The 15,612-nt window shown below is 63.8% G+C and carries 18 protein-coding genes; 13 read left to right on the top strand and 5 right to left on the bottom strand.

Features of this window, described 5'->3' with window-relative positions; translation table 11 throughout:
• The first annotated feature begins 235 nt into the window (after positions 1 to 235).
• From sppA to lhpI, 4 genes are all read left to right on the top strand, one after another.
• Positions 236 to 1,192, top strand: a complete 957-nt coding sequence (sppA, locus tag NKI29_RS15040) for a signal peptide peptidase SppA (RefSeq protein ID WP_352568227.1) — start codon at positions 236 to 238, stop codon at positions 1,190 to 1,192.
• Positions 1,193 to 1,273: 81 nt separating this feature from the next.
• Positions 1,274 to 1,558 (top strand): integration host factor subunit beta, encoded by a 285-nt coding sequence (locus tag NKI29_RS15035; RefSeq protein WP_023675261.1) that lies wholly within the window; start codon positions 1,274 to 1,276, stop codon positions 1,556 to 1,558.
• A 47-nt stretch (positions 1,559 to 1,605) separates the two neighbouring features.
• Positions 1,606 to 1,938, top strand: coding sequence for a LapA family protein (locus NKI29_RS15030; RefSeq protein WP_023675260.1), 333 nt, complete (start codon positions 1,606 to 1,608; stop codon positions 1,936 to 1,938).
• A 52-nt stretch (positions 1,939 to 1,990) separates the two neighbouring features.
• Positions 1,991 to 2,959, top strand: a complete 969-nt coding sequence (gene lhpI / locus NKI29_RS15025) for a bifunctional Delta(1)-pyrroline-2-carboxylate/Delta(1)-piperideine-2-carboxylate reductase (protein WP_352568228.1) — start codon at positions 1,991 to 1,993, stop codon at positions 2,957 to 2,959.
• A 106-nt stretch (positions 2,960 to 3,065) separates the two neighbouring features.
• Here lhpI and NKI29_RS15020 read toward each other — a convergent pair whose 3' ends face one another.
• Both NKI29_RS15020 and NKI29_RS15015 read right to left on the bottom strand, forming a co-directional pair.
• Positions 3,066 to 3,434: a VOC family protein gene (locus NKI29_RS15020; protein WP_352796603.1), complete on the bottom strand. Its 369-nt coding sequence runs from the start codon at positions 3,432 to 3,434 to the stop codon at positions 3,066 to 3,068.
• 86 nt (positions 3,435 to 3,520) lie between these two features.
• Positions 3,521 to 4,204, bottom strand: coding sequence for a helix-turn-helix transcriptional regulator (locus NKI29_RS15015; protein ID WP_352468341.1), 684 nt, complete (start codon positions 4,202 to 4,204; stop codon positions 3,521 to 3,523).
• Between the two features lie 106 nt (positions 4,205 to 4,310).
• Here NKI29_RS15015 and NKI29_RS15010 point away from each other — a divergent pair, with 106 nt between their 5' ends.
• The 7 genes from NKI29_RS15010 to olsB all read left to right on the top strand — a co-directional run bounded on the left by NKI29_RS15010 (position 4,311) and on the right by olsB (position 11,756).
• Positions 4,311 to 4,796: a DUF1772 domain-containing protein gene (locus NKI29_RS15010; protein ID WP_352568230.1), complete on the top strand. Its 486-nt coding sequence runs from the start codon at positions 4,311 to 4,313 to the stop codon at positions 4,794 to 4,796.
• An 88-nt stretch (positions 4,797 to 4,884) separates the two neighbouring features.
• A complete protein-coding gene (locus tag NKI29_RS15005) occupies positions 4,885 to 5,946 on the top strand; it encodes an RsmD family RNA methyltransferase (RefSeq protein WP_352568231.1) in 1,062 nt (353 codons plus the stop codon).
• On the top strand, positions 5,947 to 6,810 hold the full coding sequence (locus NKI29_RS15000; RefSeq protein ID WP_352568233.1) for a TrmH family RNA methyltransferase: 864 nt from the start codon (positions 5,947 to 5,949) through the stop codon (positions 6,808 to 6,810).
• Positions 6,811 to 6,836: 26 nt separating this feature from the next.
• Positions 6,837 to 7,313 carry a signal peptidase II gene (gene lspA, locus NKI29_RS14995; protein WP_352568316.1) on the top strand — a complete coding sequence of 159 codons (477 nt, stop codon included), beginning with the start codon at positions 6,837 to 6,839 and terminating at the stop codon, positions 7,311 to 7,313.
• A gap of 51 nt (positions 7,314 to 7,364) precedes the next feature.
• Positions 7,365 to 8,354, top strand: coding sequence for an acrylyl-CoA reductase (NADPH) (acuI, locus tag NKI29_RS14990; RefSeq protein WP_352568234.1), 990 nt, complete (start codon positions 7,365 to 7,367; stop codon positions 8,352 to 8,354).
• Positions 8,355 to 8,442: 88 nt separating this feature from the next.
• Positions 8,443 to 10,731, top strand: coding sequence for a PAS domain-containing hybrid sensor histidine kinase/response regulator (locus NKI29_RS14985; protein WP_352568235.1), 2,289 nt, complete (start codon positions 8,443 to 8,445; stop codon positions 10,729 to 10,731).
• A gap of 149 nt (positions 10,732 to 10,880) precedes the next feature.
• Positions 10,881 to 11,756, top strand: a complete 876-nt coding sequence (gene olsB, locus NKI29_RS14980) for a l-ornithine N(alpha)-acyltransferase (protein ID WP_352568317.1) — start codon at positions 10,881 to 10,883, stop codon at positions 11,754 to 11,756.
• Positions 11,757 to 11,867: 111 nt separating this feature from the next.
• On the opposite strand, the gene grpE is transcribed toward olsB, so the two are convergent.
• Positions 11,868 to 12,503, bottom strand: coding sequence for a nucleotide exchange factor GrpE (gene grpE, locus NKI29_RS14975; protein WP_023675250.1), 636 nt, complete (start codon positions 12,501 to 12,503; stop codon positions 11,868 to 11,870).
• A 236-nt stretch (positions 12,504 to 12,739) separates the two neighbouring features.
• On the opposite strand from grpE, the gene NKI29_RS14970 reads away from it, so the two are divergent.
• Both NKI29_RS14970 and NKI29_RS14965 read left to right on the top strand, forming a co-directional pair.
• Complete coding sequence (locus NKI29_RS14970) at positions 12,740 to 12,943, top strand: hypothetical protein (RefSeq protein WP_023675249.1); 204 nt, start codon at positions 12,740 to 12,742, stop codon at positions 12,941 to 12,943.
• A 127-nt stretch (positions 12,944 to 13,070) separates the two neighbouring features.
• Positions 13,071 to 14,093, top strand: a complete 1,023-nt coding sequence (locus NKI29_RS14965) for a fatty acid desaturase (protein WP_352568236.1) — start codon at positions 13,071 to 13,073, stop codon at positions 14,091 to 14,093.
• Between the two features lie 147 nt (positions 14,094 to 14,240).
• On the opposite strand, the gene NKI29_RS14960 is transcribed toward NKI29_RS14965, so the two are convergent.
• Positions 14,241 to 14,861, bottom strand: a complete 621-nt coding sequence (locus NKI29_RS14960) for a DJ-1/PfpI family protein (RefSeq protein WP_352468335.1) — start codon at positions 14,859 to 14,861, stop codon at positions 14,241 to 14,243.
• 135 nt (positions 14,862 to 14,996) lie between these two features.
• On the bottom strand, positions 14,997 to 15,533 hold the full coding sequence (locus tag NKI29_RS14955; protein ID WP_352568237.1) for a DUF934 domain-containing protein: 537 nt from the start codon (positions 15,531 to 15,533) through the stop codon (positions 14,997 to 14,999).
• Positions 15,534 to 15,612 lie beyond the last annotated feature (79 nt).

Raw genomic sequence — 15,612 nt, 5'->3', positions numbered from 1 at the left:
GCCGAGGAAAACCGCAAAAATGTGACAGCCGCCCCTGTACAATGAAAATGGCCCCAGCGCAGCCTGTACCTCATACCAGATATGGGCGCACAGTGTTAGAGCCTGTAGAACGTGACAGGTTGAGGCTTGCCGCGAATGCCTAAGACGGCCTTTGGCGCAAGGCCGTCAGGAAACGGTAGCCGGGCGCGAATGGTTGCTTTAAAAGCATCTGCTCCCACCGACTACGAGGCTGACCATGGCATTGAGAGCCGACGACCTGATCGACCGCCGCCGCTTGCGCCGCAAGCTGACATTCTGGCGTGTTGCGGCGATTATCGTCGCAGCAGCCGGACTGATCGCCTTCTCGGCATGGATCTATGGTGACGACTTCACCGGCGCGGCTGTCGACCACATCGCCAAGGTCAAGATCGAAGGTACCATCACCGAAGACGAAGAACTGATCAAGCGGCTGGAGGCAATCCGTCAGTCGCCGCGCGTCAAGGCTGTGATCCTGTCGATCGATTCACCCGGCGGCACCACCGTCGGTGGCGAGTCGATCTATGAGGCAGTGCGCAAGCTCGCCGCCGACAAGCCGGTGGTGGCCGAGGTCGGCACGCTCGCGGCTTCGGCGGGCTATATGATCGCCACCGCGGCCGACCATATTGTCGCACGCAAATCCTCGATCGTCGGCTCGATCGGCGTGCTGATCCAGTACCCGGACGTCAGCGGCCTCATGGACAAGCTCGGCGTCAAGCTGGAGGAGGTGAAATCCTCGCCCTTGAAGGCCTCGCCTTCTCCCTTCAAGCCGACCAATGACGATGAGCGCGCCATGGTCCGCAAGCTCATCCTCGACAGCTACGACTGGTTCGTCGGCATCGTCGCCGAGCGCCGCAACATGACCAAGCCGGAGGCGCTGGCGCTCGCAGACGGGTCGATCTTCACCGGCCGGCAGGCGGTCACCAACAGATTGATCGACGCGGTCGGCGGCGAGGCCGAAGCAATCGACTGGCTTGCAGGCAAGGGTGTCGATGCCAAGCTCAAGGTGGTGGAATGGAAGGACACGGAAAAACGTGGTGGTTTCCTGTTCTCCAAGGCGATGGCGCAGACCGTCGGTGCTGCGCTTGGCCTGCCCGGCCATGGCGGCGACGTCCTTCACGAAATTGGAGCGGACCGCTTGTTTCTTGACGGTCTCGTTTCCGTCTGGCACCCTTGAGGAACCGCTTGGGACGAGTGAAAAACCAAATAAAATCATTCTGATAATTTCGGCGGCACTGCTTTTACGGGGAGCCTTTTTATGATCAAATCCGAACTTGTGCAGATCATCGCCACGCGTAATCCGCATCTTTTCCTGCGCGACGTCGAAAACATTGTCAGCGCCATCTTCGATGAAATCACCGACGCGCTTGCCGAGGGCAACCGGGTCGAGTTGCGCGGCTTCGGCGCGTTTTCGGTGAAAAACCGCCCTGCCCGTACCGGCCGCAACCCGCGCACCGGCGAATCCGTAGAGGTCGAGGAGAAATGGGTACCGTTCTTCAAGACCGGCAAGGAATTGCGTGAAAGGCTGAACGGAGGCAAATAGGCGCGGCGCCCGCCACCGCTCCCGCCTTTTCTTCCGAACGGAAAAACATGTTCAATCGCTTTCTCCTCATCGTGGTTTTCGTGCCGCTGGCCGTCATCCTGATTGCGTTGGCCGTCGCCAACCGCGAACCGGTCGCCTTCACGCTCGATCCGTTCAACCCCGGCAATCCGGCGCTGACGCTGACCATGCCGCTCTTCATTTTCCTATTCCTGGCGCTGGCCATCGGCATGATCGTCGGCAGCCTGGCTACCTGGACCAAGCAGGGCCGCTACCGCAAGCTGGCGCGCCAGCGCGGCGCCGAGGCAGAGAACCTGCGCCAGGCGGTCAGCCGCGCGCCCACCGCGTCGCAGGGCCCAGCCTTGCCGAAGCCGACGAACTGAGCCGCGGCTCGGGCCTGAAGCACAACCGGCCTAGTTCTCCACGGAGCCTTTCATGCTGACCATTTCCGCCGCCGAGGTCGACCGCGCGCTGACCTTTTCCGGGCTGGTCGAGACGTTGCGCGCCGCTTTTCGCGATGGCGCCGTGCAGCCGGTCAGGCACCATCACACGGTTGAGCGGCCCGATGGCGCCGCCTCGACGCTGCTTTTGATGCCGGCCTGGACCGACTTCAACGCAGCCGGCACCTCGGCCGATGGCCATATCGGCGTCAAGATCGTCACCGTGTCGCCCGACAACAATGCCGTCGGCAAGCCCGCGGTGATGGGGCTTTACCTGTTGCTCGACGGCGCCACCGGCGAGCCTCAGGCCTTGATCGATGGCCAGCGGCTGACACAGTGGCGCACGGCCTGTGCGTCGGCGCTGGCCGCCTCCTATCTGGCCCGCGCGGACGCATCGCGGCTGCTGATAGTGGGCGCCGGCGCGCTGTCGCCGTTCCTTGCAAAGGCGCATTCGGCGGTACGTCCGATCAAGAACATCCGCATCTGGAACCGCACGCCGGCCAACGCCGAAAAGGTCGCGGCAAGATTGCGTGCCGAGGGTTTTGCGGCCGAAGCAGCAGGCGATCTCGACGCCGAACTCGGAAAGGCCGATATCGTGTCGTCGGCGACCATCACCACCATGCCACTGATCAAGGGCGCACTCTTGAATCCCGGCGCCCATGTCGATCTGGTTGGCGGCTTCACGCCGGCGATGCGCGAAAGCGACGACGACGCGATTGCACGCGCCCGGGTCTATGTCGACACCCGCGCCGGCGCCACCAAGGAGGCAGGCGATATCGTCCAGCCGCTGGCCTCCGGCGTTCTGAAGCCGGAAGCCATCGTCGCCGATCTCTATGAACTGGCGCGCGGCCAGAAAAAAGGCCGGCAGAACGACGATGACATCACGCTGTTCAAGTCGGTCGGCGCGGCCCTCGAGGACCTCGCCGCCGGCATTGCCGTGTATCGGGCAAGTGTAGGGCAGTAGGGCAGTAGGGCAGTAGGGCAGTAGGGCAGTAGGGCAGTAGGAAACCGTGCTAATCGTGCGGCGCCGCGCCTAGTGCTACTTTGCTCTCGCCTACTGCCCTACTGCCCTACTGCCTTTGCCAATAAACCCGCAGCCGGTGGCTGTCGGGATCAAGCGCGATGAAGGTGCGGCCGAAATCCATGTCGGTCGGCGTCTGCAGAATTTTCAGCCCGCGGCCGGCCCACTCGGCATGGGTGGCGTCGACGGCACCCGGCGTGTCCAGCGCAAAGACGATCTCGGCGCCACCGCCTGCTGCCGCGGCGGCCGGTTCCACGGTGTGACGCGACCAGAGGCCGAGCTTGAAGCCGTTGTCGAGCACGAACAGCACGAAGGTCGGCGAGGTCTCGACCGGCTGCCGCCCAAGCAGCGCGCTGTAGAAGGCGCCGCTTTGCTCAGGCTTGTCGACAAAGAGGATGACGAAATTGGGCGGTGTCATGAATTGCTCTCCAGATGGTTTCGACTGGAGGAGCATACCGTACGCCACTGCCAGATTCTGGCAGCAGTCTCAACTGAGCAGCAGCCTTAGCTTGGCGTGTCGAGCGTCGCCCGCCATTCTTTGAGCAGCACCTGACGGCGACGCGGATAGCGCATCTCGGTGGCATTGAGGCCGGATATCCGGTCGGCGCGAAAGTGCCTGAAATCCTGGCGCATCTCGCACCAGGCCGCGACGACGCGCACCTTGTCGAAGAAGCCGAGTGCGAACGGCCAGACGGTGCGCTCGGAGGCAGCGCCGCCGGCGTCGCGATAGACAAAGCTCAGCTTGCGCTCCTCGCGGATGGCCTGCCGCACCACGCCGAGATCGATGCCTTCGGTGACCTCGGTGCGCGACCCGACCAACAGCGTCGAGGCGTCGAGCTCTTCGCGCAAATCGTCCGGCAGCACCGCGGCGATCTTGGCCAGCGCGTCGGTGGCGGCGTTCGCAAGCCGCCAGTCCGGCTGCTTGGCCACCCAGCGCGAACCGAGCACGATCGCCTCGATCTCCTCATCGGTGAACATCAAGGGCGGCAGCATGAAACCGGGCCTGAGCACGTAACCCAACCCCGCCTCGCCCTCGATCGGCGCGCCCTGCCCCTGCAGCGTGGCGATATCGCGATAGAGCGTGCGGATCGACACACCCATTTCGCCCGCAAGGCTGCGGCCGCTGACCGGCCGGCGATGCCGGCGCAGGATCTGGATCAGGTCGAGCAGGCGTTCAGCACGGGACATGAATCATGACCTAGTTTCAATCACGATAGAGCCCCAGCACTTTCGGCGGCAAGCGACATGGTGGCGGACGGGAACGTCTGCGCCCTGACGCCGTTGTCTGGCCATTATGGATATACGCGGGTTCCTGTTGTTCTGGTCGGTTTTGACCGCCATCGTCGCTGCGCTCAGCCTCGGACCATCCTTCGCCCATGTGCTGGAATCGGTGCCGCGGCTGACCAGATGGCCGCCTTCGCTCTGGCGTGAAACCACTGTCTTCAACGCTCAGTTCCAATTCTTCGCGATTGTCGGCGCACCGCTGGACGTGGCCGCGATCGCCTGTCCGGGGCTTCTCGCCTGGATGCTGCGCAGCGACCGCCCGGCATTCTGGTGGATTTTGGCCGCCACCGTGCTTTATCTGATGGCCCTCGTGGCGTGGTTTACCCTGGTCAAACCGGCAAACGATGTCCTGGCCACCTGGGTGCCTGGACCGATCCCGGACAATTTCGAAAGTATCCGGAGCAGCTGGGAAACCGGCCATATGGTCGTCACCGGCTTCAAGGCCGTTGGTTTCATAGCGCTCGCAGTCGGCCTGCTGTCGATCAGGCGCGGCTGATCCGGTTGCACACGTCGGCAGCCCTTTTGTTGCGCCGGTCAATGTGCTGTGGCAGAAGCGGCGAGCCGCCTTCCGGAGATGCGCCTTCTTGAAACCTTTTCGCGACAAACGCCGCGACAGCCGCCCGCCCGCGAAGGGCGGGGCGGAGCAGCCGCGGCGGCGCGACGCCGGCCTGACCGCCGGTTCGGAGCCTAAACTGCAGGACCGGTCCGAGCCGAAAGCCGCGCCGCGCCCTCTATCCCGCCGCGATGGCGCGCTGCCTGCCGAACATCTGCCGCTGATCCTCGAGGTCGGCGCCAATCAGGACTACGCGCTGCTCGACAGCGGCGCCGGAGAGAAACTCGAGCAATACGGCCCCTACCGCATCGTTCGGCCGGAGGGCCAGGCGATCTGGCAAAAGGCTTTGCCGGCCAGGGACTGGGAGCGCGCCGACGCCATTTTCACCGGCGATACCGACGAGGAAGGCATCGGCCGCTGGCGCTTCCCCAAGACGCCGCTCGGCGAGACCTGGCCGATGAAGCATGACGGCATAGATTATCTCGGCCGCTTCACTTCGTTTCGCCATGTCGGCGTCTTTCCCGAGCAGGCCTCGCACTGGGACCACATGGCCGGACTGATCGCGGCGGCAAAACGGCCGGTGAAGGTGTTGAACCTGTTCGGTTACACCGGCCTTGCCTCCTTGGTGGCGGCGCGTGCCGGCGCCGAGGTCACCCACGTCGATGCTTCCAAGAAGGCGATCGGGTGGGCGCGCGAAAACCAGGAAATGGCGGGCTTGTCGCAAAAGCCGATCCGCTGGATCGTCGACGATGCCGTGAAATTCGCCGAACGCGAGGAGCGCCGCGGCAGCCGTTACGACATCATCCTGTTCGACCCGCCCGCCTATGGCCGCGGACCGAAAGGCGAGGTCTGGCAGCTGTTCGAGGACCTGCCGGCGCTGACCGATATCTGCCGCGCGATCCTGACGCCGAAGCCGCTCGCCGTGGTACTGACCGCCTATTCGATCCGCGCCTCTTTTTTCGCCATCCATGCCCTGATGCGCGACACCTTCGCCGGCATGGGCGGCACGGTCGAGTCGGGTGAATTGATCATCCGCGAGAAATCTGCCGGTCGGGCGCTTTCGACCTCGCTGTTCTCACGCTGGGTGGCCTGAATGAGTGCGTACGAACGGCACGCGGGCGCGCCAGGGCAGGTGAAGGAAGTCACCAGCCTCGCCAACCCGCTGGTCAAGGCCATCAAGGCGCTCGCGCTGAAGAAATTCCGTGACCAGCAGAATGCCTTCATGGCCGAAGGCCTGAAGTTGGTCATCGACGCGCTCGATCTCGGCTGGTCGATCAGGACATTGGTCTTCGCCAAGGCCGGACGTGGCAATACGGCGGTTGAAAAGATCGCGGCGCGCACGGTCGCCGCCGGCGGCACCGTCCTTGAAGTTTCGGAAAAAGTGCTGGTCGCCATCACCCGCCGCGACAATCCGCAAATGGTCGTCGGCGTGTTCTCGCAGAAATTCCTGCCGTTGAAGGACATCCGCGTCCGTGACGGCGACGTCTGGGTGGCGCTCGACCGCGTCCGCGACCCCGGCAATCTCGGCACCGTCATCCGCACGGTCGACGCTGTCGGGGCCAGGGGCGTCATCTTGGTCGGCGAGACCACCGATCCCTTTTCGGTCGAAACGGTGCGCGCCACCATGGGCTCGATTTTCGCCGTGCCGGTCGCCAAGGCGTCGCCCGAAGCTTTTCTCGCCTGGCGAAAGAGCTTTCCCGGCCTCGTCGCCGGCACCCATCTGAAGGGTGCGGTCGACTACCGCTCGGTCGATTTTTCAAAAGGCCCGGTGCTTTTGATGATGGGTAACGAGCAGCAAGGCCTGCCTGACGAGCTTGCCGCAAACTGCGACAAACTGCTGCGGATACCGCAGGCCGGCCGCGCCGATTCGCTCAACCTTGCGGTGGCCACCGGCGTCATGCTGTTCGAGATCCGGCGCGGCGCGCTGAAGCTCGGCCCGGAGGATGCCCGATCGTGACGTCCCAAACCGTGAAACTGCAAACTATGAAGTCCTGGAGCCCCTACGCTTTTCTGGTTGTCGCCGCGATAGCGCTCGACCAGTGGCTGAAATATCTGGTCGAGACCGGCCTTGCCTTTCAGGAAAAGCTCGATCTCCTGCCTTTCCTGGCGCTGTACCGCACCTACAACACCGGCATCGCGTTTTCGCTGTTTTCGTCCTTCGGCGACACCGGCCTGGTGGTCGTCGCGGTTGTGGTGGTCGCTTTCGTGCTCTACCTTGCGGCCCGCACGCCGCCGGGCCACCTGCTTGCCCGCATCGGCTTCGCGCTGATCGTCGGCGGCGCGCTCGGCAACCTGATCGATCGCGCAATCTACGGTCATGTAATCGACTATGTCCTGTTCCATACGCCGGTCTGGTCCTTCGCCGTCTTCAACCTCGCCGACGCCTTCATTTCGGTTGGTGCGGTACTGGTCGTCTTCGACGAACTCATTAGCTGGCGGCGCGGAGCGTCGAGCGATTGACCTCACTCGCCTGGCGCCGCACATTCTGATCTGCAAGCCCGAGGAGAAAAAATGCCCGAAACCTTCAAAGCCATCCTCGTTTCGCGTGACGCCGAGAAAAACCAGTCAGTCGCGGTGACCGAGCTTACCGAGGCAGACCTGATGGAGGGCGACGTCACCGTCGCGGTCGAGGCGACGACGGTGAACTACAAGGACGGTCTTGCAATTACCGGCAAGGCGCCGGTAATCCGCCGCTGGCCGCTGGTGCCGGGCATCGATTTCGCCGGCACCGTCATCTCGTCTTCCAATCCTGACTGGCGCAAGGGCGAAAAGGTCATATTGAACGGCTGGGGCGTCGGCGAGACGCATTTCGGCGCCTTTGCAGGGCGCGCCCGCGTCAAGGGCGACTGGCTGGTGCCGTTGCCGGACGGCATGAGCCCGCATGATGCGATGGCGGTCGGCACCGCCGGCTACACCGCCATGCTTTGCGTCATCGCGCTGGAGCGGCACGGCATCGTGCCCGAGCGCGGCCCGGTGGTCGTGACCGGCGCTGCCGGTGGCGTCGGCTCGGTCGCGGTCTCGATCCTGTCCAGCCTCGGCTATCACGTCATCGCCTCGACCGGCCGCGCTGCCGAAAGCCCCTATCTGATCGACCTCGGCGCCGCGGAAGTGATTTCACGCGACGAGCTCACCCAGCCGGCAAAACCGCTCGCCAAGGAACGCTGGGCCGGCGGCGTCGATGCGGTCGGCAGTCACACGCTGGCCAACGTTCTGTCGATGACCTCCTATGGCGGCGCCGTCGCCGCTTGCGGCCTCGCCGGCGGCATGGACCTGCCGGCAAGCGTCGCCCCCTTCATCCTGCGCGGCGTCTCGCTGCTCGGCATCGATTCGGTGATGGCGCCGAAGGCGGTCCGCCTCGAGGCCTGGCGCCGCATCGGCGCCGATCTCGACCACGCAAAGCTTGCCAGCCTGTCGATGAGCATCGGCTTCGACGGCATCATCGGCGCCGCGCATGAGATCGTCGAGGGCAAGATCCGCGGCCGCGTGGTGGTGGATATATGAGCCCCCAAGGGATAAAAAAGAGCGCGACCGCTAAAATTCGAGCGATCAACCACAACCTTCGATAAGCTCTGTCTGGCAGGAGTTCCGTATGATTGCGGAACCCGGCATCAGAGAGGCGGAACCAGCCGAACGGGCCGACGGGACGGCCCCCGCGGCGCCAGGACGGCAGCTTGTCGCCGCGCCACCGCTGGCGCCGGAACTGCCGGCCTCCAACCGCGAAGGCCTGCCCTTCCTGACGCTCGTCGCCATCGTCGTGCTGGCAGGCTTTTCGCATCTGACCGGGGCGCCGATCTTCATCACCATCGGCCTTTTGGCGACAGCCATCGCCGGGCTCGCCATGCATCTGCGCAACAGGCGCACCGAGCGCCGCGCGGTGGCCCTGCTCGATGCCACGACCGCCCGCAGCCGCGCCGAAATCGAGACGCTGGCCGACCGCATGTGGGAGATGCAGGAGAGCGAGGAGCGCTTTCGCGGGCTGATCGATGCACTCGGCGATCTCGTCGTCCATCGTGACCGCGACGGCCACATTGTCTACGCCAACAAGGTTTTCGCCGACCTTGTCGAAACCGACCAGCGCGACCTTGCCGGCAAGACCCTGGCCGAACTAGGCATCGATGTCGGCATCGTCCCCGACGCCGCGTTTTCCGACCATGAATGCCTGAGTTCCACCGACGTCGCCATTCGCACGCCGGACGGCCCACGCTGGTTCTCTTGGATCGAGCTGTCGGTGCGCGACAAGGACAGCGGCGCCGTTTCGCATCGCGCCATCGCCCGCGACATCACCGCTCGCAAGCGCGCCGAATCCTCGCTGATCACCGCCCGCGAGCGGGCCGAATATGCGAGCCAGGCCAAATCGCGCTTCCTCGCCACCGTCAGCCACGAGATCCGCACGCCGATGAACGGCATCATGGGCATGGCCCGGCTTCTCGCCGACACCAGCCTTTCGCCCGAGCAGCGGACCTATGTCGGCGCCATCTCGACCTCGGCCAGCGCGCTGCTGGCGCTGATCGAGGACCTGCTCGACTACTCCAAGATCGAGGCCGGCCGCTTCGATCCCGAACCGCAGCCGATGTCGGTGCGCGAGATCGCCGACAATGTCATCGAGCTTTTGGCGGCGCGGGCTTTTGCCAAGGATATCGGCCTCGGCTGCCATGTCGAACCCGACGTGCCGCAGCTGATCACCGCCGACCCCGGCAGGGTCAGGCAGGTGCTGCTCAATCTCATCGGCAACGCCGTCAAGTTCACCGACAGCGGCGGCGTCCTGGCAAGCATCGCCCGCGTCCGCACCGAAACCACCGACCGCATCTGCTTCACCATCACCGACACCGGCCCCGGTCTGCGCGAGGAGGACATGGAGCGCATATTCGAGGACTTCGAACAGGCTGACGGCACCTCGACCCGTGCGCATGGCGGTGCCGGCCTCGGTCTCGCCATTTCCAAACGCCTGGTGATCGCCATGGGCGGCACTATCTCTGTGTCGAGCCGGCTTGGCCAGGGGTCCGAATTCGTCTTCGAGATTCCCGCTATTTCCGCCGTCGAGGCGCCGCAGATCCGCCAGGACGCGCTGTCGGGCCGGCATGCGGTGATCGTATCGAAGAACCTGGTCGAGGCCGAAGCCCTCGCCCGCACCATTCGCGCCAATGGCGGCACGGTCGATCTGGCCACCGCCGCCGCCCAGGCCACCGCTTTCGCCGAGGGCTGTGACGTGCTTCTGATCGATGCTGCCATGGAGCAAAGCGACGGCAGGCTGCTCAGGCGCCTGCGCCAGAGCGGATTTGCCGATTGCGAGGCAGTGACGCTGATCGCGCCGACCGACCGCGGCATGCTTGGCGAGTTCCGTGCCAACGGTTACGCCACCTTCCTGGCGAGGCCGGTGCGCGGCGAGACACTGCTGCGCGTGCTTTTGACCAGCCATGCACCGGTCATCGCCGAGCCGCAACTGCAAAGGCGCGGCGCGCAGGCGGGGCACGCCATTGGCGCCCGCCAGCAGGGCCTGTCGGTGCTGATCGCCGAGGACAACGACATCAACGCCATGCTGGCCCGCGCCACGCTGCTGAAGGCCGGGCATCGCGTGAAAGTGGTCGGCAACGGCAAGGCCGCGGTCGAGGCGGTCATCAGCACCGGCCACAAGCACCGCTACGACGTGGTGCTGATGGACTTGCACATGCCTGTCATGGACGGTCTGGACGCCATCGCCGCCATCCGCCGCCATGAGGAGGAGACCGCGGTGCCGCCGGTGCCGATCATGGTGCTGTCGGCCGACAGCCAGGAAAAGACCCGCCACGCCGTGCTCGCTCACGGTGCCAGCGGCTTCGTCACCAAGCCGCTCGACCCCGATGCCCTGGTTCATGCGGTCGAAGGGCAAGCGGCCGCCTGAGGCACAACATAGACGGTTGATAGATTACCCAGCCGACGAAGTATTGCCCGCAGAGCCGTATCACGGTACTGTCACAATCCTGTTGCACCTACACCGTATCCCCGTGCCAAGAGGGATGGCTCGAAGGAGAATCACTCGTGCATACAGTCATGCCGGAATGTGATGCTCGGCCGAACGCCAGCGGGCCTTTGCTCGTCGGCCGGAACGCCGATGCCGTCATAAAAGGCGCATCGCTCGGCCGCATCGGCAATCTCGAAGTGCGGCTCGCCCGCAACGAGCCCGAGATCGCTGCCGCGCAGGAAGTGCGCTACCGGGTGTTCTACGACGAGCTTGGTGCCAGGAAGGACCTGTTCCAGATGCAGGACCGCCGCGATGCCGACCGCTTCGATCCCCTCTGCGACCATCTGCTGGTCTTCGATACTTCGCTTTCCGGCCCCGAGCATCGCCGCATCGTCGGCACCTACCGCCTGCTGCGGCAGGAGATTGCCGCGGCCGCCGGAGGCTTCTATTCCGAAGGTGAATTCGAACTGACCAAGCTGATCGCGCGGCATCCCGGCCAGCGCTTCCTCGAGCTCGGCCGCTCCTGCGTTCTGCCGGAATACCGCTCGAAGCGCACCATCGAGGCGCTGTGGCAAGGCATCTGGGCCTATATCAATCATTACGGCATCGGCGTGATGACCGGCTGCGCGTCGTTCCACGGCACCGTGCCGGCGGCACATGCAGAGGCGCTGACCTATCTTGCCCACCACTGCCGGACGAATTCATCCTGGGACGTGCGTGCCGTCGCCGGGCGCTATTGTTCCATGGATCTGATGCCGATCGAGGCGGTCAATACCAAGGCGGCGATCGCCGCGATGCCGCCACTGGTCAAGGGCTATCTGCGCGTCGGCGCGCGCATTGGCGACGGTTGCGTCATCGACCGTGAATTCTCGACGGTCGACGTGTTCGTGGTGATGCCGGTCAAGGAGATCGGTGCCCGCTACGTCAATTATTATGGTGGAGAAGCGCAGCGGTTTGCGGCGTGAATAGTGAATAGTGAATAGTGAATAGTGAATAGTGAATAGAACATAGCACTGACTGCTGGAGCAGCAATTGGCTACTCACTACTAACCATTCACTATTGACCATTCACCCATTCACGCATCTTTCTCAGCCTGCTCGTTGACCGGCCCCGGCTCGACTGGCGCTTCGCTCGCCACATGCTTGGGGCCGCCCTTAGCGACGCCGACCATGGCGGGCCGCAGAACACGCTCGCCGATCGAATAGCCGGGCTGCACGACCTGCACGACCGTGTTGGCCGGTACGTCGGGATTGGGCACCTCGAACATCGCCTGGTGGAAATTCGGATCGAATTTCTCGCCCTCGGGCTCGAGCTTCTTCACGCCGTGGCGTTCCAGCGCCGACAGCATGGCGCGCTCGGTGATCTCGACGCCGTCGATCAGCGCCTTGAAGCCGGCATCGCCCGAAGCCTTGGCCTCCTCCGGGATGGCATCCAGCGCACGGCGCAGATTGTCTGACACCGAAAGCATGTCGCGGGCAAAATTGGCAACCGCATAGGCGCGCGCGTCGTGGACGTCGCGGGCGGTGCGGCGACGCAAGTTCTCCATGTCGGCCGCGACGCGCAGCGCGCGATCCTTCAGCTCTTCGTTTTCCTTCAGAAGCCGCACAAGCGCTTCATAGTCGCCGTCGACGCCACCTTCCCTTGGCTCCGCGGCAGCCTCGGTCTTCTCGGCTTCATCGGGCGCGCGTTCGTCTTTTGCCTGGTCGCTCATCGCCGTTTCCCGTCATTTTCGAATGGTGTGGATTTGCGCCCGATATCGAGGTTTAGCGGCCAAAAATCAAGGGGCAAGCGATACTGCAGCCGCTGTCGCTGATTGATGGCGGACGGCGCAGACCTTTCGATTTTAATTCAAACTTTACCGTACCCGACGTCTTTGCTTGCCGGGACACTACAATGCGGGAACCATTCCTCCCTTGGAAGAGTTTCGAAGCCGACACAGGATTTTGGATGATGCCCCGCAGGAATGGCGAAAAACGCGATGGGCTCGCCGCCGATATCCGGCGCCAGCTCGGCACCGAGGCGACCAAGCGCTTTCTGCGCACCTTGCCGGCCTTCCGCACGGAGTCCGATATTCCCGACCGTCTGAAGGAATTGCTCGACCGCCTGGACGGCGTGGAAGCCAAGGTGGTCGCAGGCGGGCGCCGTCGGTAGACACCATTGCAGGCCGTGCGCCCGGCGACTGCGGCCATCAATTCCTCGCCATCGCGCGACATTTACCCGCAGTAACTTTGCGTGATCGCCGGCTTGCGGCAGCGCGCTGCTCCGCCTATGTTTCATGATGAACATGATTTCCCCCGAAGCTGTGGCAAACAGCAAGCGCGCCTGGTTGAAAATCCTGTCGCGCTATAAAAAGCCCGACAGGCGTCGCAGCGCCGTCGAACTCGCCATCACCCTCATCCCCTTCGCCACGCTGTGGACATTGTCCTCGGCCGCTTATGCCTATGGCCATTGGTGGGGTCTGGTCCTCATCCTTCCAGCCGCCGGCTTTCTGGTGCGGATCTTCATGATCCAGCACGATTGCGGCCACGGCTCCTTCTTTGCCAATCGCTATGCCGACGACTGGATCGGCCGCGTCCTTGGCGTGCTGACGCTGACGCCCTACGATTGCTGGCGCCGCGCCCACGCAACCCATCACGCCAGCGCCGGCAATCTCGACGAGCGCGGCACCGGCGACATCAAGACACTGACCGTCGCCGAATACCGGCAACTGTCGTGGCGGGGCCGGCTCGCCTATCGCCTCTATCGCCATCCGCTGGTGATGTTCGGCCTTGGCCCGATCTGGATTTTCATTTTCGAGCAGAGACTGCCCTTGGGCATGATGCGGGGCGGCCTCACCCCTTGGGTGTCGTCGATGTCGACCAACCTAGCCATCACGGTCATAGCCGCGCTGCTCATCTGGTTCGTTGGCCCCGGCGCGTTTCTGGTCGTGCATTTGCCGATCGTCATCCTCGCCGGATCGGCCGGCATCTGGCTGTTCTATGTCCAGCATCAGTTCGAAGAGACGGAGTGGACAAAGGACTCCGAGTGGGAATTCCAGCACGCTGCCCTGCACGGTTCGTCCTATTACGACCTGCCGCCGGTGCTGAACTGGATCACCGGCAATATCGGCGTCCACCACGTGCACCACCTCTCGGCCAAGGTGCCATGCTACCGGCTTCCGGAAGTGCTGAGGGACTATCCGGAGCTGCGTGAGATCGGCCGCGTCACACTCCTCGACAGCCTGCGCTGCGTCAAGCTGGCGCTGTGGGACGAGAGCCGCAGCAAGCTGGTATCGTTCCGCGAAGCGCGGATGGCCGTGTAGACGTACCGCCGCACCTAAAGCGCGTCGCGCTCGACCGGCCTCATGCGACGCGCTTTAGGTTCTTGTTTATGCATGCCGTTATCGCAAAACCGCTGAACACTTTTGCGCGACATGCGTTAGGGGTGCGGCGGGCTCCACATTCCGAGCTTAAGCCGCCTGGCGCTGGTCGCGCATCAGGATCTCGCCCTGGCGGATCTCGGTGCCCAGCACTTTCAGGCATTCGCGCATGAACGCGGCAAGGCCCGGCCAGCCCTTGGCCGACACCAGATTGCCGTCGACATGGGCGCCGGTCGGCGCAACATCGATATAGATGCCGCCGGCCAGCGTGACTTCCGGCTCGCAATACTGCAGCGCCGCGACTTCGCGGCCGCGCACCACGCCGTCGACCGCGATCAGGATCTGCACGCCGTGGCAGATGGTGAAGATCGGTTTTCCCGTCTCATGGAAATGCCGCACCAGCGCCTGCACGCGCTTGTCGATGCGGATATATTCCGGCCCGCGCCCGCCCGCCGCGTAGACGGCGTCGTATTCGGCCGGGTTGACCTCGGAAAACGTCTTGTTGAGAATGTAGTCGTGGCCGAGCTTTTCCGTATAGGTCTGGTGGCCCTCGAAGTCGTGCAGCGAGGTCTTCAGGATATCGCCGGCCTTCTTGTCGGGGCAAACGACATGGACGGTGTGGCCCACCGCATGCATGGCCTGTTCAAAGACGAAAATCTCGTACTCCTCGCTGAACTCGCCAACGAGCATCAATATCTTCTTGCCAGCCATACCCGGTTCCTCCCTTGTGGCCACATTTATTCGGATCGCGAAATAATGGGTCTATCCTAAGGCGGAGAGGCGCAAAATAAAAGGTTGAATCTGGAATGTGGTCCGACCAGAAGGCTTCTGGCCCTCTGGAGCGGATCAGCCGGCGCGCACCCGCCGCCAGGAATATTTCGGGCCTTTGGCCTCCGGCTTCACCGCCGGCTGATAGAACAGCGGCAGTCCGCCTGTGCGGCCTTGCTCGAGCCGCTTCAGCAGCACCGGGTGCGATATCTCGAATTCATCGAAGCCGACGCGCAGCATATGCGGCAGCTGATCAATCAGCACCTGCCCGGTGGCGCGCATAGCGCCTGCAAAATGATAACGGCTGCGCAGCAATTCGCCCTTGGAGAACGAGCGGCCGTCATTGAACGCCGGAAACGCCAGCGCCACCAGTGACAGCTGATCGAGCAGGCCTGCGATCTTTTCGAGCTGATCGCCGGGCTGCAGCAGCACACCGATGCGCTCCTTCGCCGACCGCCGCACCTCCGGATCGAGGCCGAGAAACGCCTGCAACGGCAGGATGAAACGGCCATTGCCGACCAGCGCCTCGGCGCTTTCGGCATGAACCCACTCGTCCTCGCGGAACCCATCCGGTGTCCACAGCCGCATTGCGTTTTCGGCTATCAAGTCGCTCATCAAGAAAATTCCCAAGTCCACAATATTCTCAAATTCAAAACACCCCGGGGTGTGTCGAGATTCAGGTCAGGCCAAGCCG

This window comes from Mesorhizobium sp. M0678 (genome assembly GCF_040320505.1).
Lineage (GTDB): Bacteria > Pseudomonadota > Alphaproteobacteria > Rhizobiales > Rhizobiaceae > Mesorhizobium.
This window is presented reverse-complemented; position numbering and strand designations above follow the sequence as displayed.